The organism is Pseudomonas sp. GW821-FHT07F05 (genome assembly GCF_059418765.1).
This window is the reverse complement of record NZ_JBWKQL010000014.1, coordinates 63,194-88,931: the sequence shown is the minus strand read 5'-3', so window position 1 is coordinate 88,931 and position 25,738 is coordinate 63,194. Positions and strand designations below refer to the sequence as shown.

Sequence of the window (25,738 nt, the reverse complement as noted above, 5' to 3'; positions counted from 1 at the left end):
CTCAGGACTCCACATCGTGGCGGTTGGCCCGTGCTTCCAGGCGATTTTGAAAATGCGCCAGGATGCTGCACAGCACCCAATAGATCACCGCAACGGTGAAATACATGGTGAAGATCTCCAGCGTTCGCGAAGAGATCAGCTGCGCCTGGCGGAACACTTCCGGTACCTGAATGGTGGCGGCCATCGCCGTGTCCTTGACCAGTGAAATAAAGCTGTTGCCCAAGGGCGGCAACGCGGTGCGTGCAGCTTGCGGCAGGATGGCGCGACGCATGGTCTGGGCACGCGTCATACCAATGCTCGCAGCGGCTTCCCATTGCCCTCGGTCCACCGAACCGATCGCGGCCCGAAGGATTTCGCAGGCATACGCGGCCATGTTCAGCGACAGGCCGATCAGCGCTGCGGTGATCGCATCCAGTTCAATGCCCAGGTCCGGCAAGCCGTAATAGATCATGAACAGCTGGACGAGCAGCGGCGTGCCACGGAAGAACGACACGTAAACCCTGGCGACGGCGCTGATGACCCAGATCTTCGACAAACGCATCAGTGCCAGGCCGAAGCCCAGCACCAATCCGAAAAACATCGACCCCAGGCTCAAGCCCACCGTGTAATACGCGCCCTTGAGCAGGAAGGGCGCGGAGTCCAGCGCGAGCTGAAGGCTCTCTGGAATCATTTGGTCACGTCAGCCTTGAAGTACTTGTCCGACAGCTTGGCGAGGGTGCCGTCGGCGCGCAGCTTGTCGATGGCCTTGTTGATCGCGTCCAGCAGTTCAGGCTCGCCCTTGCGCAGTGCGATACCGGATTCCTGACGGGAGAACGGTTCGCCGGAAACGGCCAACTTGTCCTTGGTCTTGGCGACCAGTTCCAGCGCAGCGAGACGGTCAACGAGGATGGCGTCGATACGGCCGACGCGCAGGTCCTGGTATTTGGTCGGATCATCGTCGTAGGTTTTGACGATGGCATCAGGCACGTTGGCTTTCAGCCATTCTTCATAGTTGGTGCCCAGGCCGACGCCCACTTTCTTGCCTTTCAGGTCTGCGGCCGTTTTGATCACGCCGACGTCTTTGGTCTGCACCAGCGCTTGAATGCCCGACACGGTGTAGGGTTCGGAGAAGTCGTATTTCTTTTTACGCTCGTCGGAGATGGTCACCTGATTGACCACGACATCCAGACGCTTGGACTCCAATGCCGCCAGAATGCCGGCCCACGGCGTGGCTTGCAGCTTGACCTTGACGCCCAGTTCCTTGGCCAGTGCTTCGGAGAACTCCACTTCGAAACCGGTCAGCTTGCCGTCTTCACCCACGAAGCTGAACGGGGGATAAGTGCCTTCCAGGCCGACATTGAGGGTTCCGTTCTTTTTGATGGTTGCCAGTTGATCGCCAGCGACAGCCTGGCTGACCAGACCCGTGCCCAGCACCAGGCTAAAGGCCGACAACAGAAAGGTGCGGCGGATTGCAGACATGTTCATGAAAGTCCCCTGTTTTAATTGGAATGTCAGGCAAGTAACAGACCCGACGAAGCTACGTTGGCATCACGCGTTTATCCAGCTTTTTCAGTCGCCTGCAAGGCTCTGCACGCCGGCTGGCGGCGATCATAGGACTCGAACCCAACGATGAAAAATAATAAAAAGCGGATCGCTTATCAGTTTCTGGAATATGGCGTTCACGCGACGGCTTGCGTGGCAGCGGGACGAAGGCCCTATCCCGCCGAAAAGACGTCTTGATACGCAAACAAAGCTGGCGCGCCACCGGTGTGGAGAAAGACGATCGGGCCGTCTTCGAAGCGCTGCCTGCCAATGCCGTCAAGCAGTCCGGCCATGGCTTTGCCGGTGTAGACCGGATCCAGCAGCAGCCCTTCATGGCTGGCCACCAGCCGGATTGCCGCCAACGTCCCGGCATTCGGCTCGCCGTACCGTGGGCCGAAGTATTCATCCCACAGCTGCACCTTGAATGCGGCGGGCAATGATTCGCCCAGCAGTTCGACGGTTTGCTCGGCCAGGCGCTGAACCTTGGGCGCCTGGGTTTCTTCCGGACGCGATACGGTCACGCCTATCACCGGAAGCTCAGGCAGTTCTTCCGCCAGCGCCAACGCCAGGCCGCTGTGGGTGCCGGCACTGCCCGACGCGAGCACGACGGCCGCGAATGACAGGCCGCTTTGCTTGATCTGCTCGGCCAGTTCAAAACCGGCCTGCACATAACCCAGCGCGCCGAGGGCATTCGAACCGCCGATCGGCACTAGGTAGGGCTTCTTGCCGCTCAGCCGCAGTCGGCTGGCCAGGGCTTGCAGTTGCTCGTCGGCGTTGTCGAGGTTCTCGACCCGTTCGACCTTGGTATCGAACAAATCCAGCAGCAGGCGATTGCCGTTGCCCAGGTAATTGCTGTCGTCGGTTGCAATCGGGTTTTCCAGCAGCGCCACACAACCCAGGCCGAGGCGGGCGGCGAGGGCAGCCGTCTGACGCACGTGGTTGGACTGAATGGCGCCCGCAGTGATCAGCGTGTCACAGCCCTGAGCCAGGGCATCGGCCGCGAGGTATTCCAGCTTGCGCAGCTTGTTGCCGCCCATGGCCAGCGGGGTGATGTCGTCGCGTTTCACGTAAATGTCGCGCCCGGCCCAGTTCGAAAGGCGTTCGAGCTTTTCAAAGGGCGTCGGACCGCCGAGCAATTCCAGACGATTAAAACGGGCGAGCTGTTGTTTGATCATGGTGGCGTCGACAGGTCTGCAATTGAGTCGCAGGACTATAGGCAGACGTTTCCCACAGGGCAACCGCCCGGCGTCCTCCATCCCCTGCACAGAAGCCCCACGAAAATAGTTATTTTTTTGCCGCGAAGGGATGTCGTAGAGTGATTCCACTTCGGCCGTTACAGCCTGACTGGCCGTTGAATTGAGGAGAAATCTGCGTGAGCACTATTCCCGACCTGTCCCCGGAATCCTGCGCCGAGGGCGTGACCGGCCACTGGCAACTGCAGCGGATTGTGGGCGAATTGCGCGCCGCGCGTGATGACTGGCGTACCAGCAACGGCCGAATCAGCGGGGAGAAGGGCGGCCGCGAGCTGCCTTCCCGCGAGGCCATGCGCGACATTCTCGATGCGCTCTGCGGCGCGCTGTTTCCAATGCGGCTGGGGCCGGTGGACCTGCGCGAAGAGAGCGAGGACTTCTACGTCGGCTACACCCTCGACGTGGCATTGAATTCGCTGCTCGATCAGGCGCGGCTCGAACTGCGCTACGCCGCCCGCCAGAAAGGCCAGGATGCCAGCTGCGCGGATGTGCATGCGGAACGGCTGATTCAGGATTTCGCCAGCGCACTGCCGACGATTCGCCGCGTCCTCGACACCGACGTGCTGGCGGCGTACCACGGTGACCCTGCCGCGCGCAGTGTTGATGAGGTGTTGTTGTGCTACCCGGGCATTTTGGCGGTGATTCACCATCGTCTGGCCCATCATCTGTACCACAACGGTTTGCCCCTGCTGGCGCGCATCAGCGCCGAACTGGCCCATTCCGCCACGGGCATCGATATCCATCCCGGTGCGCAGATCGGCCCGAGCTTCTTTATCGATCACGGGACCGGCGTGGTCATCGGCGAGACCGCGATCATCGGCGAGCGCGTGCGCATCTATCAGGCCGTTACCCTCGGTGCCAAACGCTTCCCCTCCGATGAAGACGGCCAATTGCTCAAGGGCCATGCCCGTCACCCGATCGTCGAAGACGATGTAGTGATCTATGCCGGCGCCACGATTCTGGGGCGCATCACCATCGGCAAGGGCTCGACCATCGGCGGCAACGTGTGGCTCACGCGCGGCGTCCCGGCGGGCAGTAACGTCAATCAGGCGAGCCTGCAGCATGAGGATGGCTGTCCGAAGTAGCCCGTCATATCGCAAATTTCAGGGTGAGCACACTGGCCTCTTCCCGGCTGAAGCCGGCCCCACTAATTGACCGCATAGCTCTTGTAGGACCGGCTTTAGCCGGGAAGGCGTCAGTCGTTATGTCGCAAATCTTCGGGTGAGCACACTGGCCTCTTCCCGGCTGAAGCCGGTCCTACTAATTGACCGCATAGCTTTTGTAGGACCGGCTTTGGCCGGGAAGGCGTCGGTCGCCATACCGCCAAGCCTCCATAATTTTCCAGCGTGTTGAAAACCCTACCGAACCCACGGAACGAAAGGCTTTCGTCGTCCGTCCTACCCTCGCCTGATTAAGCGTCACGCCACCGTGCATTAGTCTCCGGCCGTCTATTCGTGCTTTAATTGAACGTTCAATCAAGTTAAACCGGTGGTTCGCTGCCCGCTGATCTCAGGAGGCCTACCTTTGCCGCATCTACGTTGCATGATCGATCCCCTCGCCCGCGCGGCGGTATTCATATGAATAATTCAAGCGCTTCGAACAGCTCGCCTGTTCGCATGAACGGCCCTGTTTTCTACTTCGCTGCCAGCTTCATCCTCATCTTCGGACTGGTCGTGATCGGCTTCCCGGAAGCCTCAGGGGCCTGGTTGCTCGCCGCGCAGAACTGGGCCGCCAACACCGTTGGCTGGTACTACATGCTGGCCATGACCCTGTATCTGCTGTTCGTTGTGGTCACTGCGCTGTCCGGCTACGGCAAGATCAAGCTCGGCGCCGACCACGACGAGCCCGAATTCAGCTATCTGTCCTGGGCCGGCATGCTGTTCGCCGCCGGGATCAGCATCACGCTGTTCTTCTTCTGCGTGTCCGAGCCGCTGACCCACATGCTGCAGCCGCCCCAGGGTGAGGGCGGGACCACCCAATCGGCACGTCAGGCCATGCAGCTGCTGTTTCTGCATTGGGGCCTGCATGGGTGGGGCGTTTTCGCCTTCGTCGGTATGGCGCTGGCCTACTTCGCCTATCGCCATAACCTGCCGCTGGCGTTGCGTTCGGCGCTGTATCCACTGATCGGCAAGCGCATCAACGGCCCGATCGGTTACGCAGTCGACGGTTTCGGCATCATCGCCACCATCTTCGGCCTCGGCGCCGACATGGGGTTTGGCGTATTGCACCTGAATTCCGGGCTGGACTACCTGTTCAACGTGCCGCACACCCAATGGATTCAGGTCGGTTTAATCACTCTGATGATGGGCGCGGCAATCCTGGTGGCCATTGCGGGCGTCGACAAAGGCGTGCGCGTCATGTCCGACATCAACATGCTGCTGGCCTGCGCGCTGCTGCTGTTCGTGTTGTTTGCCGGACCCACTCAGCACCTGCTCAATACGCTGGTGCAGAACATCGGCGATTACCTCGGCGCGTTGCCGGTCAAGAGCTTCGACGTCTATGCGTACGATGGCCCGAGCGACTGGCTGGGTGGCTGGACCGTGTTCTATTGGGCGTGGTGGATTGCCTGGTCGCCGTTCGTGGGTCTGTTCATCGCGCGTATCTCCCGTGGTCGCACCATTCGTGAATTCGTCTGCGGCGTGCTGCTGATCCCGCTGGGCTTCACCCTCGCGTGGATGTCGATTTTCGGTAACAGCGCAATCGACCTGGTGCTGAACCACGGCATGGCTGCGTTGGGCCAGTCGGCTATCGACGATCCGTCGATGACCCTGTACCTGATGCTGCAGACGTACCCATGGAGCCGGACGGTCATTGCCGTGACGGTGTTCATCAGCTTCGTGTTCTTCGTGACTTCGGCCGACTCCGGCACCGTGGTGCTGTCGACGCTTTCTGCCAAAGGCGGCAGCCCGGACGAAGATGGCCCGAAATGGCTGCGTGTGTTCTGGGGCGTGATGACGGCGCTGATCACCAGCGGCTTGCTGTTCTCGGGCAGCATCGATGCGCTGAAGTCGGCGGTGGTACTGACTTCGTTGCCGTTCTCGCTGATTCTGCTGCTGATGATGTGGGGGCTGCACAAGGCGTTCTACATGGAGTCCCAGCGCCAGATCGCTCAGCTGTATTCACTGGCACCGGTCTCCGGATCCCGGCGTGGCGGCTGGCGTCAGCGTCTGACTCAGGCCGTGGCGTTCCCGTCCCGTGATGAGGTTTACCGCTTCCTCGACCAGACCGTACGCCCGGCGATTGAAGAAGTGACGGCAGTGTTCGTCGAGAAGGGCCTGACCGTCGTGACTCAGCCGGATCCGGCCAACGACACGGTGGGCCTGGAAATCGGCCACGGTGAAGAGCGTCCGTTTGTGTACCAGGTGACCATGCGTGGCTATTTCACACCGTCCTTCGCACGCGGCGGCATGGGCTCCAAACAGCTGAACAACCGCCGTTATTACCGCGCCGAAGTGCACTTGAGCGAGGGCAGTCAGGACTACGACCTGGTGGGCTACACCAAGGAACAGGTCATCAACGACATCCTCGACCAGTACGAGCGCCACCTGCAGTTCCTGCACCTGGTGCGTTAAGACTCTTTCTTTTGTAGAAAAAACACGTGCCCGCAAGGGCGTCGTGTCAGTCACCCCACCGGGGACGGACACGACGCCCTTGCGGGCACGCTTGCTTTTACACCTTCGATTTCTACCTAAGCCAAGCCACCATTGGCCCGCAGCACCTGCCCATTCACCCAGCCTGAATCCGGGCCGGCCAGAAAGGACACGACGCTGGCGATATCTTCCGGCTGCCCCAGGCGCTGCAACGGCGGCATGTTGGCAAATTGCTGGATTTGCTCTTCGGTTTTGCCTTGCAGGAACAGCTCGGTCGCCACCGGCCCCGGCGCGACGGCATTCACCGTGATATTCCGCCCGCGCAGCTCCTTGGCAAATACATGGGTGAAGGCTTCGACGGCCGCCTTGGTCGCGTTATAGATGGCATAGCCCGGCAGGTTCAGCGCCAGCGCAGTGGTGGAGAAGTTGATGATGCGACCGCCGTCGTTCATCCGCGCGCTGGCCTCGCGCAACGTGTTGAAGGTGCCTCGGGTGTTGATGTTGAACGCCTGATCGAATTGCTCATCGCTGGTGTCTGCCAGCGGCAGTGCCTTCATGACGCCGGCGTTATTGACCAGCACATTGACCTTGCCCAGCTTCGCTTCCGTTTGCTCGAACAGTTCGTGGACCTCGTCAGCCTTGGCAACGTCGGCTTTGATCGCGATGGCCTGACCGCCCTCGTCGTTGAGCTGCGCAACCAGGGCGTCCGCTTCTGCCGCGCTGCTGGCGTAATTCACGACCACCGCGAAACCATCGTGGCTCAAGCGCCGGGCGATTTCCGCGCCGATACCACGGGAGGCGCCGGTGATGATGGCGACCGGACGGGGGATGTGTGGAGTGGACTGCGTCATGGTGAGGCTCCGATTCATTTGAAAGTGAGTGCAGCTTCACATGGCAGACCGCGCTGATAAACGCCGCAGAAACGCCTTCATTGTTCTGCTGCAGCGAACAATGCAATGGCCGTCGCTTTCCTTCAGCGCTGGAGCGTAGCGTTCGTCCACTCTCTTGAACCCCCTCGCCGCAGAGAAATCCGAGTAATCTCGCAGGTTCGTTTTGTGACTGACTTCCATACAAGAAAGAGAGGACTGGATGACTTACATCGCTGCCGAAAACCGTTATGAACGCATTCCCTATCGTCGCGTAGGCCGCAGTGGCCTGGTGCTGCCAGCGCTCTCCATGGGTCTGTGGCACAACTTTGGTGACAGCACGCCGATCGACACCCAGCGTGCGATGCTGCGCACGGCCTTCGATCTGGGTATCAACCACTTCGACCTCGCCAATAACTATGGCCCGCCGTACGGCAGTGCCGAAATCAACTTCGGTCGCCTGCTCAAGGAAGACTTCAAGCAATACCGCGACGAACTGATTATCTCCAGCAAAGCCGGCTGGGACATGTGGCCAGGGCCTTACGGTCAGGGCGGCGGATCGCGCAAGTACGTGCTCGCCAGCCTCGACCAGAGCCTGCAGCGCATGGGCCTGGACTACGTCGATATTTTCTATTCCCACCGCTTCGACCCTGATACCCCGCTGGAAGAAACCGCGAGCGCACTGGCCACCGCTGTGCAGCAGGGCAAAGCGTTGTATATCGGGATTTCGTCGTATTCGGGCGCCAAAACCCGCGAAATCGCAGGCCTGCTGAAAGAGTGGAAAGTGCCGCTGCTGATTCATCAGCCGGCTTATAACCTGCTCAATCGCTGGGTGGAAAAGGACCTGCTGGACACCACCGAAGAACTCGGCTCGGGCGTCATTGCATTCACCGCGCTGGCCCAAGGGCTGCTGTCGGATAAATACCTGAACGGCATTCCAAAAGACGCACGGGTCAACCGTCCCGGTGGCGGCTCGTTACAGGCGGGGCATTTGTCGGAGCAGAACATCGAGCACGTGCGCGCGCTGAACGAGATCGCCAAGCGTCGCGGTCAGAGCCTGGCGCAGATGGCACTGGCCTGGACACTGCGCGATCCGCGCGTCACGTCCGCACTGATCGGTGCAAGCCGTCCGGAGCAGATCATCGAGAACGTCGGGGCCCTCGACAATCTTGAGTTCAGTCAGGAAGAACTGGCCGAGATCGACCGGTTTGCGGTGGAAGGCGGGATTAATCTGTGGGAGAAGCCATCTTCGGCTGAGTAAACCCGCAGCCATCGTGGGCGCCCTTGCCCGCGATGGCGTCCTGCCTGCGGCGAATCCGTCTTTCAACTGACGCCATCGCAGGCAGGCGCTGCTGCCTATCGCAGGGCTTAGCCCTCGTCACCCTCGTCGTCATCCCCGCCATCGATCTTCATGCCCAACTCCTTGATCTTGCGGGTCAGGGTATTGCGGCCCCAGCCCAGCAGCACGGCGGCGTCGCGACGACGGCCGGCGGTGTGCTTGAGCGCGGTCTCGATCATGATGCGTTCGAACGTCGGCACGGCACTGTCCAGCAGGCTGGACTGACCGCGGGCCAGTGCCTGATCGGCCCATTGGCGCAGCGCTTGTTCCCAGTTGGTCACCGGAGCAGCGTCTTGGGGCAGGCTCAGCAATTCGGGCGGCAGATCGCTGACATGCACTTCGCGGCCCGACGCCATCACCGTGATCCAGCGACAGGTGTTTTCCAGCTGACGGACGTTGCCCGGCCACGGCAGGTGCTTGAGGTATTCCTCGGTTTCCGCCTTCAGCAGCTTGGGCTCAACCGCCAGTTCCTGCGCAGCGCGGCTGAGGAAGTGGCGTGCCAGCGTCGGAATGTCTTCGCGACGGTCGGACATGCGCGGGATGTGAATGCGGATCACGTTCAGGCGGTGGAACAGGTCTTCGCGGAACTTGCCGGCCTGGACCAGGGTTTCCAGATTCTGGTGGGTCGCCGCAATGATGCGCACGTCGACTTTGACCGGCACGTGGCCGCCAACGCGGTAGAACTCGCCGTCAGCCAAGACGCGCAGCAGCCGGGTCTGGGTATCGGCCGGCATGTCGCCGATTTCATCGAGAAACAGGGTGCCACCGTCAGCCTGCTCGAAACGCCCACGACGCAGGTTCGCCGCGCCGGTGAATGCGCCTTTTTCGTGGCCGAACAGCTCGGACTCCATCAAGTCTTTCGGAATCGCCGCCATGTTCAGCGCAATGAACGGCGAAGCCGAGCGTGGGCTGTGGCGGTGCAGGGCGTGGGCAACCAGCTCTTTACCGGTCCCGGACTCGCCGTTGATCAGCACGGTGATGTTGGAGTGGCTCAAACGGCCGATGGCGCGAAACACCTCCTGCATCGCCGGCGCTTCGCCGATGATTTCCGGGGTGCGGGTCAAGGTTGGCGGAACGGCCAGGCCCTGCTGCTCCTGAGCGTGCTGATTGGCGCGTTTGACCAGCGAAACGGCTTCGTCAACATCGAACGGCTTTGGCAGGTACTCGAACGCACCGCCCTGATAAGACGCCACGGCGCTGTCGAGGTCCGAGTGAGCGGTCATGATGATGACCGGCAGGCGTGGATGCTGTTCGCGAATGCGCGCCAGCAAGTCCAGGCCGCTGGCGCCGGGCATGCGGATGTCGGAAATGATCACGTCCGGTTGCTGACGGGCCAGGCGGCTCATCACGCCATCGGCGCTGTCGAAACTCTGCGTGGTCATGCCCTCTTGCTGCAGGGCTTTCTCCAGTACCCAGCGGATGGAACGGTCGTCATCGACGATCCAGACAGTTTCACTACGGCTCATGTCGACGCTGCTCCTTGTTCCAGCGGCAGGAAGATCGAGAATGTTGTATGGCCAGGGTGGCTATCACACTCGATCAGCCCCTGGTGCTGACTGATGATGTTCTGGGTAATGGCAAGGCCCAGCCCGGTGCCATCCGGGCGGCCGCTGACCATGGGGTAAAAAATGGTTTCTTGCAGCTCCGGCGGAATGCCGGGGCCGTTGTCGATGATTTCGATCTTGCTGACCAGACGATGGCGCACATGGCCGATGGTGAACTGGCGCATGGCGCGGGTGCGCAGGCTGATGCGGCCCAGACGCAGCTCGTTCTGGCTGCTGATGGCCTGCATGGCGTTGCGCACGATATTGAGCACGGCCTGAATCATCTGCTCGCGGTCAATCAGCACATCGGGAATGCTCGGGTCGTAGTCGCGCACGATGGTGATGCATCCCTGGCTTTCGGCTTCGACCAGGCTGCACACGCGCTCGAGCACTTCATGCACGTTGGTCATCGCCAGCATCGGCAGCTTGTTCGAGCCCAGCATGCGGTCGACCAGATTACGCAGGCGGTCGGCTTCTTCGATGATGACGTTGGTGTAGTCCTTGAGGCTCTCCTCCGGCAGCTCGCGTGCCAGCAACTGCGCGGCGCCGCGAATCCCGCCAAGGGGGTTCTTGATTTCATGGGCCAGGCCACGCACCAGCATTTTGGTGGTCTCCTGCTTGGACAACTGAGCCTCTTCCTTGGTGATCCGCAGCAAGCGATCACGGGGATGGACTTCCAGCAGCAGCATGGTCTCGGCCTGGGAAAGAATCGGGGTGACGGCGTAATCGACCGTCAACGTCTGGCCGGTGAGGGCGGTCAGCATCGCTTCACGTTTCGTGAACGGGTGCGCCTGTTCCACCGCCTGACGAAGCGAACTGAGCGCTTCGGCAGATTCGGTGAACAGCTCGCTGATGAATTGGCCGTGGCTGCGCTGACCACTGATGGCCAGCAGCATTTCAGCGGCAGGATTCATGTACTCGAGGCGCAGGTCCGAGTTGAGCAGAATCGTGGCAGTGGTCAGGTTGTCGAGTAACAACCGATGCAACGCATCGCTGATAGTCATGAATCCCGGTGACCTCTTTTGGCTCTATGCACTCGGGCTGGGCCGTGAGTGCAGGCTCTGATTGGTCTTTGCCAGCGTATGGAACCGCTAGAACGTGTGGTGTGCTCGCGCATTCATTACAAAATGCAAAAACCAAACCAAGGCTCCGAAAAGAAGCGCGGATTGAGTAATTACGAACGTTTTTTGGACGGCAGGCCCGGCGACAGTGCATGGATTCCTGAACGCCGAACCAAAATGGGCTTTTTACGCGAAAGCTCGTTCAGGTTGTGCACCAGAATAGAGCATAGCCGGTCGGGCAGGGTTTAGCGGAAGAACGAAAAGAAACTCGATTCTTCTTCCGGCTTGTCCTTGATAGGGCATTCGGGGCGCACACCGTAATCATCGTTTTTACAGGGCTGTGCGAGCCGCTTCTGGGCCAGAGAGATGCGGATGAGGTGAAAGGGTTGATTGGGGGTTCGCTCCAGCACTCGCCCGTACTGATCAATGATCTCTACGGACAGCTGGTGAGTGCCACGGTCGATGTTCGTCAGCGGGAAAACCGGGCTGCGCGTCGGCTCGCCGTAGGGTTTGCTGTCAAGCAGTAACCTGTACAAGTGATCCGGCTGCAACTCGGGATCATTGCTGACGGTGACATTCAGATTGCCTTCAATGTCGCGGATCGTGCTGTCGGGTTCCGGCGCCAGAATGCGCAGCAACTGATAATGGAAGATGGGTCTCGCCGCTGGCTTCGGTGTGGATGCCCGACTGGGCGCCTTCGTGGGCTGATCGACCCGGTTGGTCGGCGCTATGTCGACCTTCTTCGCATTGCGGTGAGGCTGATCGGTGAAGACCCGATTGCCGTCTGCATCGACGTAGGTATACACCTCCGCCAAAACGGCCTGGCTCACGCTGAACAGCAGGCACAAAGCGACGGCCAACTGGTAGACGTATTTAAGGCCGGCCGACATGGACTCGCTGCACTGTCAGATTGACCGTCTCGCTTTGCTGGATCGAACGCTGATTTTCCAGCACCTGGACCGAAAAGCTGTGTTCGCCCCGATCAAGCTCCATGACCTGCAGCCGCGGAATATTGGTGGGCTGGCCATAGGGTGCGCCGTCCACCACCAACTGCAACAAATGCCCAGGCTGCAAACGGGGCTCTATGGCCACGCCAACAGTGAACGAGCCGTTATTGGCACGGAGCGCTTCGTCCTGGGGCAGGTCTTTCAGCGCGAGCACCTGATAGGCAGCGGCGCTTTGCTGGCTCTGGTTCTGCGTCGCGGGCAGTGGCGGCGGCGGTGCAGGGACGACGGTCTCGACACTGTTGAGTGGCGGCAGCTCGACGGTTTCGGCTTTGGTCCCGTTCGGCGGCTGGTTGCTGTACGCCGTATTGCCGGAGGCATCGGTGTATTTGTAAATCTGCGCGGCAGCGGGCAGCGCAAATACCAGCAACAGAAGGGCAAGACATTGACGCATGAACACTCCAGTGCAGCGATCAGGACAACCAACAATGGTGCCGCGCTAAATCCATGACGCGGCATGGATCAGCATAGAGGAATACTGATCGACGGTGTCATTCGAGAAGCGGACCTGCGCACCCGCTCACGGGCTTGGTGTGGTCCGGCAGAGGTCGCCTCCCGCCCGTTGCAGCGCGGTCTCAATGACGGGATCACTTGCCTGTCGCTGGATTTCCGACTGCACCCAGCCAGCGCATTTGGCATCGCTGCGGTAAGGCTGAAACGCCGAGTAACTTTGCATCAACACCGGCAGCAGCGTATCCAGCCGACCGCGGATGCCATCGGTCAGGTTGACATCTGGCTTCTCCGGAGAGTGACCGGTGTCGCGCCACTGTTCGAGGCGCGCGTATTGCACCATTTTGTTGGCTTCCATCTGGGCGGTCATGAAATCGCGTACGTCGTTGGCGCCCAGCTTGAATTCACTCGCCCGTGACTCGGCGTTCTGAATCACCTGGCGCTCGCGCTCACTGTCCTGAACCGGCTTGCCGCTGTGCCATTTGCTGCGCGCCACGTCATTGGCGATTTCCAAGCGTTGCTCCATGGCTGCGATGAGCGGTTGAAGCTGTGCGGGAGGCTGCTGAGTGTTCGCTGCATAAAGGCCTGGCGCAAACACGGCCAGCGCGAAGAGGGTGATCTGAATCAGCTTGGGCATAAGGGTGTGTTCTCGCATGAGTAATCTGGCTCGCGATCGTCGAGGCACGTGTTCGGAAAAGTCGGAGTGCTGACTATATTGCCTCAACAGGTGATCTCAACTGCGTTACATATGTATGTACGTAACGCGGCGAAAGACGAGCACAAAAAAGGCCTCCCGAAGGAGGCCTCTTGTTCACGCGGCTCTCGCCGGCGCGACTGGATCAGCAGCTGTAGTACAGCTCGTATTCCAGTGGGTGTACGAACGTGCGCACTTTGATTTCTTCTTCGGATTTCAACGCGATGTAAGCGTCGATGAAGTCGTCGCTGAATACGCCGCCTTTGGTCAGGAACGCACGACCTTTGTCCAGCTCTTCCAGGGCTTCCTTCAGGCTGCCGCAAACTTGCGGGATCTCTTTCGCCTCTTCAGGCGGCAGGTCGTACAGGTTTTTGTCAGCCGCATCGCCAGGGTGGATCTTGTTCTGGATGCCGTCCAGGCCAGCCATCAACAGGGCAGCGAAGGCCAGGTACGGGTTGGCTGCCGGGTCCGGGAAACGTGCTTCGATACGACGGCCCTTAGGGCTGTTGACGTAAGGAATACGGATCGACGCCGAACGGTTACGCGCCGAGTAGGCCAGCATGACCGGCGCTTCGAAGCCTGGAACCAGACGCTTGTACGAGTTGGTTGCCGGGTTGGTGAAGCCGTTCAAGGCCTTGCCGTGTTTGATGATGCCGCCGATGAAGTACAGAGCGGTGTCGGACAGGCCGGCATAACCTTCGCCTGCGAAGGTGTTCTTGCCATCTTTGGAGATGGACATGTGAACGTGCATACCCGAACCGTTATCGCCGTACAGAGGCTTTGGCATGAAGGTAGCGGTGCGGCCGTAAGCGTCGGCAACGTTGTGCACGACGTATTTCAGGGTCTGAACTTCGTCAGCCTTTTTAACCAGCGTGTTGAATTTCACGCCGATTTCGTTCTGGCCTGCGGTTGCCACTTCGTGGTGGTGAACTTCGACGACCTGGCCCATTTCTTCCAGGGCGTTGCACATTGCGGTGCGGATTTCGTGGTCGTGGTCGAACGGTGGAACCGGGAAGTAGCCGCCTTTGATGCCTGGACGGTGACCCTTGTTACCGCCTTCGATGTCAGCATCGGACATCCACGAACCTTGTTCGGAGTAGATTTTGAACATGGAACCGGAGATGTCGGACTTGAATTTCACTTCGTCGAAGATGAAGAATTCTGGCTCAGGGCCGGCGAATACAGTGTCACCGATACCGGTCGACTTCAGGTATTCCTCGGCGCGGTGAGCAATGGCGCGTGGGTCGCGATCATAACCTTGCATGGTCGAAGGTTCGATGATGTCGCAAACCAGGATCAGGGTAGGCTCTTCGGTGAACGGATCCAGCACGGCGGTTTCGTCGTCCGGCAGCAGGATCATGTCGGAGGCTTCAATACCTTTCCAGCCCGAGATGGAGGAACCGTCGAACATTTTGCCGACTTCGAAGAAGTCGTCTTCCAGCGCATCGCGGGCCGGCATGGTCACGTGGTGCTGAGTGCCTTTGGTGTCCGTGAAGCGCAGATCAATCCACTTAACGTCATGATCTTTGATGAGTTGAACCGACTTCGACATGTTGTCCTCCGGGGTGGATTAGGGCCTGAGTAGTGGTTGGCCCTTCAATTTGGGTGATGCCGGGCGCGATACTCGACCAAGGCAACCTGCCTCACAAGGGAGCAATTTGCATGCCAGTGCCCTGTGTTGGGTTTTCCGCGGGAATACCTGTCTTTAACCGCGTTAAACGTCGCATATTCGAAAACCTGCGCACCCTTATGGTGCCAAGTAATTGTATACAGGGCCGTTTTGGTGCGCGGACGATTGGCCGTACGATAACTGGTTAAACCTTGAGCAATTTCCGCTATAATCCGCGCCCCCCTTTTTCGACCGGGACCTAGCGCGCTGTTTTCATGAAATTAATCGTCAAAGTCTTCCCAGAAATCACTATCAAAAGCCGGCCTGTGCGCAAGCGCTTCATCAAACAGCTGGCCAAGAACATCCGTACGGTGCTCCGCGATCTGGACCCGGCGTTGGTGGTGGATGGTGTGTGGGACAACCTTGAGGTCGAAACCAGGGTCGAGGATGCCAAAGTCCTGCGCGAGATGACCGAGCGGCTCAGCTGCATGCCCGGCATCACGCACTTTCTGCAGGTTGACCAGTATCCGCTGGGCGACATGGAAGACATCTACGAGAAGTGCAAGCTGCACTTCGGCGACGCGCTCCCCGGCAAGATTTTCGGGGTGCGCTGCAAGCGTGCGGGCCATCATGACTTCAGCTCCATGGACGTCGAGAAGTACGTCGGCAGCAAGCTGCGTCGTGAATGCAACGCCGCCAGCATTTCGCTGAAAGCCCCGCAAGTCGAGGTTAGAATCGAGATTCGGGACCAGCGCCTGTTCGTGATCCACAGCCAGCACAACGGCATCGGCGGTTATCCGCTGGGTTCGCTTGAACAGACCCTGATCCTGATGTCCGGTGGCTTTGACTCAACCGTGGCCGCGTACCAGATCATGCGTCGCGGCCTGATGAGCCATTTCTGCTTCTTCAATCTGGGCGGACGTGCCCACGAGCTGGGCGTGATGGAAGTCGCGCACTTCATCTGGAAGAAGTACGGCAGCTCCCAGCGGGTGCTGTTCGTGAGCGTACCGTTCGAGGAAGTTCTGGGAGAAATTCTCGGAAAAGTCGATAACAGTCATATGGGCGTAGTATTGAAGCGTATGATGTTGCGCGCTGCGACCAACATTGCCGACCGGCTGGAAATCGACGCGCTGGTGACCGGCGAGGCGATTTCCCAGGTGTCCAGCCAGACGCTGCCCAACCTGTCGGTCATCGATTGCGTGACGGAGAAGCTGGTCCTGCGACCGCTGATCGCCAGTCACAAGCAGGACATCATCGACCTGGCCGATCAGATCGGCACCGGCGATTTTGCCCGGCACATGCCCGAATACTGCGGTGTGATTTCGGTGAATCCTAAGACCGCCGCCAAGCGCAATCGGGTCGAGCACGAAGAAAAATCGTTCGACATGGCCGTGCTCGAACGTGCGCTGGAAAACGCTCGTCTGGTACCGATCGATCGCGTGATCGAGGAATTGGGCCAGGACGTTCAGATTGAAGAAGTCAGTCAGGCGCTGGCGGGGCAAGTGGTCATCGACATCCGTCACCCGGATGACGCTGAAGACCGCCCGCTGGCGCTGACTGGCGTCGAAGTACAAACGCTGCCGTTCTTTGCATTGAACAGCCGTTTCAAGGAACTGGATGACACGCGCCAGTACCTGCTCTATTGCGACAAAGGCGTCATGAGTCGCCTGCATGCTCATCATCTGCTCAGTGAGGGGCATGCCAATGTGCGCGTTTATCGACCGAGCTAAGTGCCCGGGGCTGTTTGCCTGTGGCTTGCGTCACCGGCCCCCCGACACCAGTCGTCAGCCGTAACGGCTTTCGCCGGCTCCACCGTTCATAGCTGCCTACAATCAGACAGCTGACCGAATCCTCTGATCGAGATACACAAGTGATCGAAAATCTACGCAACATCGCCATCATTGCTCACGTTGACCACGGTAAAACTACCCTCGTCGACAAGCTTCTGCGCCAGTCCGGCACCCTTGAGCGCAACGAGCTCAACGACGAACGCGTGATGGACTCCAACGACCAGGAAAAAGAGCGCGGTATTACCATTCTCGCGAAGAACACCGCGATCAACTGGAATGGCTACCACATCAACATCGTTGACACCCCGGGCCACGCCGACTTCGGTGGTGAAGTAGAGCGCGTGATGTCGATGGTTGACTCCGTTCTGCTGCTGGTCGACGCTCAAGACGGCCCTATGCCGCAAACCCGTTTCGTGACCAAGAAGGCTTTCGAAGCCGGCCTGCGTCCGATCGTGTGCATCAACAAGGTTGACCGTCCAGGCGCGCGTCCGGACTGGGTTCTGGACCAGATCTTCGACCTGTTCGACAACCTCGGTGCCACCGAAGAACAGCTGGACTTCAAAGTCGTTTACGCCTCGGCCCTGAACGGCATTGCCGGTCTGGATCACACCGACATGGCTGAAGACATGACCCCGCTGTACCAGTCGATCGTCGACAACGTACCTGCGCCGAAAGTCGACCGTGACGGTCCGTTCCAGATGCAAATCTCGGCACTGGACTACAACAGCTTCCTGGGCGTCATCGGTGTTGGCCGTATCGCTCGTGGCCGCGTCAAGCCGAACACCCCGGTTGTCGCGATCGGTGCTGACGGCAAGCGCCGCAACGGCCGTATCCTGAAACTGATGGGTCACCACGGTCTGCACCGCATCGACGTAGAAGAAGCTGCCGCTGGCGACATCGTCTGCATCAGCGGTATGGACTCGCTGTTTATCTCCGACACTCTGTGCCACCCGGACGCAGTTGAAGCGATGAAGCCGCTGACCGTTGACGAGCCGACCGTTTCGATGACCTTCCAGGTCAACGACTCGCCGTTCTGCGGTAAAGAAGGCAAGTTCGTGACCTCCCGTAACATCAAGGAGCGTCTGGACAAAGAGCTGCTGTACAACGTTGCTCTGCGCGTTGAAGAAGGCGACTCGGCTGACAAGTTCAAGGTCTCGGGCCGTGGTGAGCTGCACTTGTCGGTACTGATCGAAACCATGCGTCGCGAAGGCTTCGAAATGGGTGTCGGTCGTCCTGAAGTGATCATCCGTCAGGTAGACGGTGTGAAGCAGGAACCGTTCGAAAACGTCACCATCGACACCCCTGAAGAATCCCAGGGCAAGGTCATGGAAGAGATGGGTCTGCGTAAGGGCGACCTGACCAACATGGTGCCGGATGGCAAAGGCCGTGTGCGTCTGGAATACAACATCCCTGCTCGTGGTCTGATTGGTTTCCGTAACCAGTTCCTGACCCTGACCAACGGTGCTGGCATCCTGACCTCGATCTTCGACCGCTACGACACCATGAAGTCCGGCGACATGTCCGGTCGTCAGAACGGCGTTCTGGTATCGGTTGAAACCGGCAAGGCACTGACCTACTCCCTGGAAACCCTGCAGGCGCGCGGCAAGCTGTTCGTCGAGCACGGTCAGGAGATCTACAACGGTCAGATCGTTGGCTTGAACAGCCGCGACAACGACATGGGCGTCAACCCAACCAAAGGCAAGAAGCTCGATAACATGCGTGCTTCGGGCAAGGACGAGACCATCGCTCTGGTTCCACCTGTTCGCTTCACCCTGGAACAGGCTCTGGAATTCATCCAGGACGACGAGTTGTGCGAAGTCACCCCTAAGTCGATCCGTCTTCGCAAGAAGATCCTCGACGAAGGCGAGCGTACCCGTGCTGCCAAGAAAGCCAAGGCGTAACTAGCCCCGGCTGAACGAAAACGCCCCCGGTCGAAAGGCCGGGGGCGTTTTTGTTTGTCTGGGGTTTGGTTTGGCCGGTGTCGATGTGAGGGCGATGTTGCACAATCCGGCCCCTTCCCGGCTAAAGCCGGTCCCACTAAAGCCCGCGCGCCTTTGGTAGGACCGGCTTTAGCCGGGAACGCGTGCGCGAACTCTGTAGGGGCTTAGAACTTCAACGGCACCCGGCCGGAGTTCGAGTTCAGCGTGCCGGTGCTTTCGCGCACGACTTCTTTGGGCTTGTACGCGCAATAACCCGGGCGTGGGCCGATCTTCGGGTGATTGCGGCAGGTGTCGGGGCGCTTGTCGTAGATCGTGCACAGCCGGCTCTTGCGATCCAGGTACAGGCAATCGTTGTTGCTCATGCGCTGGAGGGTGAAGATCCCGGACTTCTGATTGAAGCGCTCGACGATCCCGTCCTTTTGCAACCGCTTGGCGATGTTCTTCGGGTTATCCCCTTGTTCGAACTCGTCAACGATGCCGATGCGGATCAGGTCCTTGATCTTCACTTCCACAGGCAGCGTGCAGCAGCTGGAAACGCAGCCCCCGCACATATAGCTGGAGTATTTCTGCCAGGTCTCGATGCGGTCGAGTTCTGCAGCGGCGATCAAGGTGGGTTTCATGCGCGTGTGCTTCCGGGTGTATCGGGCGCGCGATCATACCGGTCCGCGCGCAATTCCCCTACCGCAAAATGATTGAAGCGACTGTCGGCAGCTTGCCGCCCGATCAGTCGTGCGGCTCATTTCAGACGAGCACGGTCTTCGCCAACGCCTCGACTTGCTCCTGCCGCTCGCTTTGATTCAGCTTCGCCCCCTGATTCAGCGACGACCATTGCGGATGCGCTCGCGCCTTATGCAGCGCCTCCGGCAACTTGCCTTCGCGCCAGGTTTTGTCGAGAGGGGCTGTCAGTTTGATGCTCTCTATCGCGGCATGACCCCGCACCTCCAGGGCTTGCAGCAGTTGCCGTTGGCGCAGCGCCAGCAGTCGCAGCACGGCATCGTCGACCGTCAGTTCGCGCTGCCCCTTGAATTTGTCCATCAACCGGCTGCCATAACTGCGCGCTGTTTGCAGGGCGCCGCCGGCAATCGCGCCGACCAGTGCCGCCGCACCCAGCGTGATGCCGCCGACCAGCAGGTCCACGCCTGCACCTGCCGCCGCGCCCGCAGCGATACCGCCACCCACACGTACGCCCAGCAATTTCAGGGTTTCGGGATTGAACAGGTCATCGCCCCAACGGCCGTCCATCAACGGTAAATCGCTGGCCGAGGCGTCTTCGCGACGAAAGGCGTAGAGCTTGAGCAGCGACTCGACGCAACGTTGTTCGCGCTGGCGCACGGCCTTGCGCAGGTCATCGATCGCCGCCTGCACCTGACCGGAATCCGTTGCCACACTTCGGCGACAGGCTGCGCAGTCCAGCAACAGTTCGGCGATCAGCCTGGCTGCGCTCTGCTTGCGAGCTTCACGCTGGGCCTGCTGGTCTGCGATAAGACGCTCAAGTCTTCCCCGTGATGTTTCCAGCAGCAGGGCGAGGCTTTCATACAGACGGCGTTCGCCATCTTCCGGTGGGGCGACGCTGTCGAAGCGTACCAGCGCATGCAGCCCAAGACGCGCCAGCGCTTCACGCCAGTCCGGTTCGCGCTGCTGCGCACTGCTGACAAAATTGAGCACGGGCAGCAAGGGTTTGCCGCAACTGGCGAGGACCGCCAGCTCGTCGCGATATTTGGCGAGCACCGGCTCTCGCGCGTCGATCACGTACAAGCCGGCGTCGGAGGCGAGCAACTGACGAAGCACTTTGGCTTCCTGTTCGAAACGCTGGCGCGCCTCGCTGCCCTCCAGAAAACGCCCGAGCCGCGCCGGGCCGTCGAGCCGTTCGCCGGGTCTGTCCAGCCGCTCGAGATAATCCAGCAGGGCGATGGCGTCTTCCAGGCCGGGCGTGTCGTACAGCTCCAGCAGCGCCTCGCCATCCACCGACAGCCGCGCGCCTTCGACGTGCCGCGTGGTGCTCGGGCGATGGGAGACCTCGCCGAAGCCGACATCGCGCGTGAGCGTGCGCAACAGCGAGGTTTTGCCGACGTTGGTGTGGCCAACCACGGCCAGTTTCAGCGGTCGAATTGCGTCCTTGTCAGTCATGTCCGCTCTCCAGCCAGGTCACTGGCGCGCTGTCGGTCCAGTTCAGTTCAAGCTGCTGCAACGCCGTGTGCCAATCCTCCAGTCGGTCGGCGTCCAGCGCCTGTCCAGTGGGGGCCGGCAACAGCCAGATGCGTGTGGAGGTGGCGCAGCGCGCGAGTTCTGCAATCAACGCCAGGCTGCCGCGGTCTGGCGAGCGACGTGGGTCGCAGGCAATGGCAAGGCGCGCGGGCGGATAGCGTGTCAGTTGGTCAAGCAGTGTGCGCCGTGATTCCCGGGAGTCGAGAACGCCGGCATTGACCACGTTGTCGGGAAGCTCGGGCGGCCACAGCTGCTGATTGTCCAGCTCGATGGCGACGAGCAGCGCGCCCTGGCTTTCGCTCGCCGACGGACCGGTGATTACCGCGTGAAGCTCAGGAGGCGCTGCATCGTTGATGCCCAGCCGTTCACTGCTGGGCATTAAGCGCTCGCGCAGTTCGACAAAGCCGGGGTGATTCAGATCCAGCGCCAACCCTAGTCGACCCACGCGCCAACGCAGGTAACACAGCACCGTCAGCAGAAAACGCGGCACAATACCGAACACCACCAGCACGCCGACCAGCCATCCGGCCCAGGCCTGACGGGCGTTTTCGATGGCGAGGGCGTTGTCGCCGCTGGCGCGAATCATCGGTTCGGTCGGCACGCTGAAACCCAGCGACGAAGGAATCGCCCCCAGGCCTCGGGTCAGGCTGACAAAGGTGTCGCTACCCAGAATGGTGGTTTCCCAGACGAAGCCATAGCGCCGCGTCGCCATCAGTAACAGCAGCAGCGTCAGGGCGCTGAGCAGGGCGATCAACCACAGGCCGTTGACGCAGATGCCCAGCACCCATCGGTTCAGACGCTTGCGTTGCAGCAGCAATATCAACGCCGGCGCGAGCTGCGCGGCCTGGGCATCGCGTGCCAGCTTCTCGCTGAGCCACATCCAGAGGCGACCGAGGCCAGCGGTACTTTCCCCGACGAAGAGCAGGCCCATCGCCCAGCTTGTCAGCAGAATCAGGTTAAGTCCGAGCAGGCTGCCCAGCGCCCAGAACACATTGACGGGTGTCTGTCCGTCGCCCAACGCAGCGAAAGCCAGTCCGGCGCCGCTGACCACCGCGAACACCGCCAGCACGATCAGCGCCAGCCGCGCGCCTTGTTTCCAGTGATGCAGGGCCTTGCGCATGCCGTCGCGTTCGGCAAGCCACAGGGCGCGGTGTTTGATCCGGGTTTGCAGGTCGCCCGCAGCGGCACGAGCGCGGCGATTGGCTTCTTCGTCTTCGAGCGCGCCGGCGTGTTCTTCACGCAGGCGCACAGCTTCGGTCAGCCAGAGTTCATCAAGGGGAGTCAGTGCAGTCACGCGGCGTCTCGTCGGTAAAGTCGTGGGTGAGCATAACCGGTGTGGCTGCGATCGCGCATTGCCAAGGGTTCGCGTTGTTTGGACAACCGCCATCGCGAGCAAGCTCACTCCTACAGGTTCGTCGTTCGCAATTTTCCGCCATCTGCGGCCATTGTAGGAGTGAGCTTGCTCGCGATAGGGTCCTTCCGGGCGATGGTCATTCGGCTCGCACTCCGGGGAAGGAATCCGGGGGTGGCCTCTGATATCCTCGCGCCATGAAAAAACATCTCCCCCTGAGCTTGATCGCCGCACTCGCTGAAAACCGGGTCATCGGCGTCGACAATTCCATGCCCTGGCACCTGCCGGGCGATTTCAAATATTTCAAGGCAACCACGCTGGGCAAGCCGATCATCATGGGTCGCAAGACCTGGGATTCCCTGGGCCGTCCGCTGCCGGGTCGGTTGAATCTGGTGGTCACGCGCCAGCAGGATTTGCAGCTTGAAGGCGCCGAAGTATTTACCTCTCTGGACGCGGCGGTGCACCGCGCGGAAGAGTGGGCACGCGAGCAAGGTGTCAGCGAAGTGATGCTGATCGGCGGCGCCCAGCTCTACGGGCAAGCCCTTGAGCACGCTGACCGCCTGTACCTCACCCGCGTTGCGTTGAGTCCCGAAGGCGATGCGTGGTTTCCGGAATTCGATCTGGCGCAGTGGAAACTGGTTTCCGACACGCCAAACCCGGCGCTGGATGACAAGCCTGCGTACAGTTTCGAGGTTTGGGAGCGGGCCTGATATCGCTATCGCGAGCAAGCTCACTCCTACAGGGGAGTGCGGTCAACGGTGGGAGTGAGCTTGCTCACGAAGATGGCATTTCAGCCGGTGAAGATTTAGGGGATGTACCGGCCTATTCGCGAGCAAGCTCGCTCCCACAAGTTTAAGCAGCTCAAGCGTTGTCACAAAAACGTCGTTTTCATGTCATCTGTCGCGAATGGCGCCTGAGGTGACGCGGTGAGAACGGACGCTGTCGCTGACGCATCGAAACAGTCATGGCTTTTTGTTACGGTCCTCCTCGAACCAAAAAAGGGGAGGGGATCACCATGAAATTCGTACCAACATTATTGGCCACCGCGCTGTGTATGGGCCTGGCCGGACAGGCACTCGCCACCGAGCTGACCCACTGGCCTGCGCCTGCCGCCAAGCAGCTCAACGCAATGATTGCGGCGAACGCCAACAAAGGTAATTTCGCCGTTTTCGACATGGACAACACCAGCTACCGCTACGATCTGGAAGAGTCACTGCTGCCGTTCATGGAAAACAAAGGGCTGATCACCCGCGACACGCTCGATCCTTCTCTCAAGCTCATCCCGTTCAAGGACACCGCTGACCATAAGGAAAGCCTGTTCAGCTATTACTACCGGCTGTGCGAAATCGACGACATGGTCTGTTATCCATGGGTCGCGCAAGTGTTTTCCGGCTTCACCCTCAAAGAACTCAAAGGCTACGTCGACGAGCTGATGGCCTCGGGTAAACCCGTACCAAGCACCTATTACGAAGGCGACGTGGTCAAGACCATCGAAGTGCAGCCGCCCAAGGTCTTCACCGGCCAGGCCGAGCTATACAACAAGCTGATGGAAAACGGCATCGAGGTCTATGTGATGACCGCAGCGTCAGAAGAGCTGGTGCGCATGGTCGCCGCTGATCCTAAATACGGCTACAACGTTAAGCCGCAGAATGTTATCGGCGTGACCACGCTGCTGAAGAACCGCGAGACAGGCGAATTGACGACCGCGCGCAAGCAGATCACCGCCGGCAAGTACGATGAGAAAGCCAACCTCGGTCTTGAGCTGACGCCTTACCTGTGGACCCCGGCGACGTGGATGGCCGGCAAGCAGGCGGCGATCCTGACCTACATCGATCAGTGGAAAAAACCGGTGCTGGTGGGCGGCGACACCCCTACCAGCGACGGTTACATGCTGTTCCATAGCGTCGATGTCAGCAAAGGCGGCGTTCATCTGTGGATCAATCGCAAGGACAAGTACATGACTCAGCTCAACGGCATGATGAGGACCAACGCCGAGGCTCAGGCTAAAGAGGGCTTGCCGGTCACGGCGGACAAGAACTGGGTAATCGTCAAGCCGGACGAGATTCAGTAAGCCGTCTCATCGCGGCACGGTGATTTGCCGTGCCGCGCACTGTCAGGCCCATAACCTGCGGTATGCGCCGTCGGCATCATGTTCGTCCGCTTGCTTCGTGGTGTTAAAGCGCCGACCGCCCCTGGGGTCCGTTCCGTAGCCGGCGATGTACAGCCAATTGCCCTGATTGCTGTAGACGTCGTAATCCACCAGCTGCGCTTCGAACCAGGCGGCCCCGGCGCGCCAATCGCCCTTCAGGTCAAAAATCAGGTAACTGGCGACGATCTGGCGCATTCGGTTGGATAAGTAGCCGGTTGCTGCCAATTCCCGCATGCCAGCGTCTATCAATGCTTCCCCGGTTTCACCCCGACACCAGCGCGCGAACCCCTGTGGGTTGTGGCCTGGCTTGCTGCCACCTTTCAGGCCACTGGCGCGGTACAGAAAGCGACCGTATTTGAGGTGCAGCAAGCGAAAGTAATCGCGCCACAGCAACTCGAAATAGATCCAGTACGTGCTGTCGTTGGCGCCGTGTTCGGCCTCGAAAGCCTTCAACGTCTTATCAATCTGCGGCGCTGACAGCGAACCCCGTGCAAGCCAAGGCGAAAACTTGGTGGAGTCGTCCACAGCACTCAGGTTGTTGCGGGTGGCTTTATAGCTGTTCGCCAGACCCCGACGGAAATACTGCTGCAGATGTTCGATGGCCGCCTGCTCGCCGCCTTGGAACGTCTGGTTTTGATAAGGAAACGCCGAGCGGGGGTCCAAAGCGGGAGGCGTCTGCAGCGTGACCGGCTTGATGCTCAAGCCTTGGGGCAGCGCAGGAATTGTCGTTGGCGACGGTATGACGGGGCGTGCAGAGGTGTGGGCTTTTTCCACAAGACGGCGAAAGCTGCTGAATACGTCGGGCAACTCCTCGACCGCCATCGGCAACTCATCCAGCGAAAACAGCGTCGACTGCCAGTGATCTTCCACGGTCAATCCCGCTGCGCGAAGGCCCTGCACCTGTGCTTCCTCTTCCGGCGCCGCGATGCGTTCGCAGATGACCGTATCGATACCCCATTCGTGGGCCAGGGCGACAAGCCGTTCAACCGGCTCACCCTCGACCTGCATCAACCCACTGCCGTGAGCCCGCAATTGCTCGGCCAGTGCGCTGACCGCTGATTGCTCGAAATACTGGCGGTGGGCGCCGATGCGCTCGAATCCCCATGGCGACGAAGTCGTCACGGGTGTGCAGTAAAGCGGCAGCAGCGTGTCAGCAATTTCACATGCGTGATTGAACGCTGGGTTGTCGGCAAGTCGCAGGTCCTGACGGAACCAATAGATCAACGTATTCATATGAAGGTCTCAGCGTCTAGGGATCAAGGCCTTGATCAGTTGGTTTGAGGACGTGGTCCTTTTTCCGTTCGAGCGAAGAGAAGCTAAACAGGATTGCGCTTTTGAGCGATAGTCTTTCAAGTAAATGACTGGAAGGGGCTCA

At 60.0% G+C, this 25,738-nt stretch carries 21 protein-coding genes; 7 read left to right on the top strand and 14 right to left on the bottom strand.

Translation table 11 applies throughout. From position 1 onward, the window contains the following. Position 1: 1 nt before the first annotated feature. From tcyL to AC07RO_RS23090, 3 genes are all read right to left on the bottom strand, one after another. On the bottom strand, positions 2-670 hold the full coding sequence (tcyL, locus tag AC07RO_RS23100) for a cystine ABC transporter permease (RefSeq protein WP_133775647.1): 669 nt from the start codon (positions 668-670) through the stop codon (positions 2-4). After that, entirely contained in the window at positions 667-1,464 is a 798-nt protein-coding gene (gene tcyJ / locus AC07RO_RS23095; RefSeq protein WP_192173018.1) for a cystine ABC transporter substrate-binding protein, read from the bottom strand. Before tcyJ ends, tcyL begins: the two co-directional genes overlap by 4 nt. 230 nt (positions 1,465-1,694) lie before the next feature. Next, positions 1,695-2,696 (bottom strand): D-cysteine desulfhydrase, encoded by a 1,002-nt coding sequence (locus tag AC07RO_RS23090; RefSeq protein ID WP_495087147.1) that lies wholly within the window; start codon positions 2,694-2,696, stop codon positions 1,695-1,697. A gap of 215 nt (positions 2,697-2,911) precedes the next feature. Between AC07RO_RS23090 and epsC the strand changes: the two genes are divergently transcribed. Together epsC and betT are read left to right on the top strand one after the other, a co-directional pair. Next, positions 2,912-3,856, top strand: coding sequence for a serine O-acetyltransferase EpsC (gene epsC / locus AC07RO_RS23085; RefSeq protein WP_197983925.1), 945 nt, complete (start codon positions 2,912-2,914; stop codon positions 3,854-3,856). Between the two features lie 492 nt (positions 3,857-4,348). Continuing rightward, positions 4,349-6,343, top strand: a complete 1,995-nt coding sequence (betT, locus tag AC07RO_RS23080; protein WP_192173016.1) for a choline transporter BetT — start codon at positions 4,349-4,351, stop codon at positions 6,341-6,343. A 116-nt stretch (positions 6,344-6,459) separates the two neighbouring features. Here the strand turns inward: betT and AC07RO_RS23075 are convergent, their stop codons facing one another. Next, a complete protein-coding gene (locus AC07RO_RS23075; protein ID WP_495087146.1) occupies positions 6,460-7,212 on the bottom strand; it encodes an SDR family oxidoreductase in 753 nt (250 codons plus the stop codon). 238 nt (positions 7,213-7,450) lie between these two features. Between AC07RO_RS23075 and mgrA the strand changes: the two genes are divergently transcribed. After that, positions 7,451-8,488, top strand: a complete 1,038-nt coding sequence (gene mgrA / locus AC07RO_RS23070; RefSeq protein WP_192173014.1) for an L-glyceraldehyde 3-phosphate reductase — start codon at positions 7,451-7,453, stop codon at positions 8,486-8,488. 107 nt (positions 8,489-8,595) lie between these two features. Here the strand turns inward: mgrA and ntrC are convergent, their stop codons facing one another. The 6 genes from ntrC to glnA all read right to left on the bottom strand — a co-directional run bounded on the left by ntrC (position 8,596) and on the right by glnA (position 14,871). Continuing rightward, positions 8,596-10,032: a nitrogen regulation protein NR(I) gene (ntrC, locus tag AC07RO_RS23065; RefSeq protein ID WP_074890141.1), complete on the bottom strand. Its 1,437-nt coding sequence runs from the start codon at positions 10,030-10,032 to the stop codon at positions 8,596-8,598. Further along, the gene (gene glnL / locus AC07RO_RS23060) at positions 10,029-11,114 is read right to left on the bottom strand and encodes a nitrogen regulation protein NR(II) (protein ID WP_074890143.1); all 1,086 of its coding nucleotides are present in this window, start codon (positions 11,112-11,114) and stop codon (positions 10,029-10,031) included. The genes ntrC and glnL overlap by 4 nt, the downstream gene beginning before the upstream one ends. 302 nt (positions 11,115-11,416) lie before the next feature. Beyond that, complete coding sequence (locus AC07RO_RS23055; RefSeq protein WP_282373251.1) at positions 11,417-12,061, bottom strand: DUF4124 domain-containing protein; 645 nt, start codon at positions 12,059-12,061, stop codon at positions 11,417-11,419. Beyond that, positions 12,045-12,569, bottom strand: a complete 525-nt coding sequence (locus AC07RO_RS23050) for a DUF4124 domain-containing protein (protein WP_495087145.1) — start codon at positions 12,567-12,569, stop codon at positions 12,045-12,047. Before AC07RO_RS23050 ends, AC07RO_RS23055 begins: the two co-directional genes overlap by 17 nt. A 126-nt stretch (positions 12,570-12,695) precedes the next feature. Next, positions 12,696-13,262 (bottom strand): chorismate mutase, encoded by a 567-nt coding sequence (locus tag AC07RO_RS23045; protein WP_495087144.1) that lies wholly within the window; start codon positions 13,260-13,262, stop codon positions 12,696-12,698. A 202-nt stretch (positions 13,263-13,464) separates the two neighbouring features. After that, a complete protein-coding gene (gene glnA / locus AC07RO_RS23040) occupies positions 13,465-14,871 on the bottom strand; it encodes a glutamate--ammonia ligase (RefSeq protein ID WP_037018763.1) in 1,407 nt (468 codons plus the stop codon). Positions 14,872-15,203: 332 nt separating this feature from the next. Between glnA and thiI the strand changes: the two genes are divergently transcribed. Continuing rightward, complete coding sequence (gene thiI, locus AC07RO_RS23035; RefSeq protein ID WP_495087143.1) at positions 15,204-16,658, top strand: tRNA uracil 4-sulfurtransferase ThiI; 1,455 nt, start codon at positions 15,204-15,206, stop codon at positions 16,656-16,658. Positions 16,659-16,798: 140 nt separating this feature from the next. Then, positions 16,799-18,619, top strand: a complete 1,821-nt coding sequence (typA, locus tag AC07RO_RS23030; protein ID WP_122536774.1) for a translational GTPase TypA — start codon at positions 16,799-16,801, stop codon at positions 18,617-18,619. 203 nt (positions 18,620-18,822) lie between these two features. Here typA and AC07RO_RS23025 read toward each other — a convergent pair whose 3' ends face one another. From AC07RO_RS23025 to AC07RO_RS23015, 3 genes are all read right to left on the bottom strand, one after another. Next, positions 18,823-19,278 (bottom strand): YkgJ family cysteine cluster protein, encoded by a 456-nt coding sequence (locus AC07RO_RS23025; protein ID WP_074890161.1) that lies wholly within the window; start codon positions 19,276-19,278, stop codon positions 18,823-18,825. 121 nt (positions 19,279-19,399) lie between these two features. After that, a complete protein-coding gene (locus AC07RO_RS23020) occupies positions 19,400-20,785 on the bottom strand; it encodes a GTPase/DUF3482 domain-containing protein (RefSeq protein ID WP_495087142.1) in 1,386 nt (461 codons plus the stop codon). After that, positions 20,778-22,157 (bottom strand): DUF2868 domain-containing protein, encoded by a 1,380-nt coding sequence (locus AC07RO_RS23015; protein ID WP_495087141.1) that lies wholly within the window; start codon positions 22,155-22,157, stop codon positions 20,778-20,780. The genes AC07RO_RS23020 and AC07RO_RS23015 overlap by 8 nt, the downstream gene beginning before the upstream one ends. A 254-nt stretch (positions 22,158-22,411) precedes the next feature. On the opposite strand from AC07RO_RS23015, the gene AC07RO_RS23010 reads away from it, so the two are divergent. Both AC07RO_RS23010 and AC07RO_RS23005 read left to right on the top strand, forming a co-directional pair. Further along, positions 22,412-22,924: a dihydrofolate reductase gene (locus tag AC07RO_RS23010; protein WP_282373378.1), complete on the top strand. Its 513-nt coding sequence runs from the start codon at positions 22,412-22,414 to the stop codon at positions 22,922-22,924. A gap of 305 nt (positions 22,925-23,229) precedes the next feature. Next, positions 23,230-24,285: an HAD family hydrolase gene (locus tag AC07RO_RS23005; protein WP_495087140.1), complete on the top strand. Its 1,056-nt coding sequence runs from the start codon at positions 23,230-23,232 to the stop codon at positions 24,283-24,285. Positions 24,286-24,327: 42 nt separating this feature from the next. On the opposite strand, the gene AC07RO_RS23000 is transcribed toward AC07RO_RS23005, so the two are convergent. After that, positions 24,328-25,596, bottom strand: a complete 1,269-nt coding sequence (locus AC07RO_RS23000) for a DASH family cryptochrome (protein WP_495087139.1) — start codon at positions 25,594-25,596, stop codon at positions 24,328-24,330. Positions 25,597-25,738 lie beyond the last annotated feature (142 nt).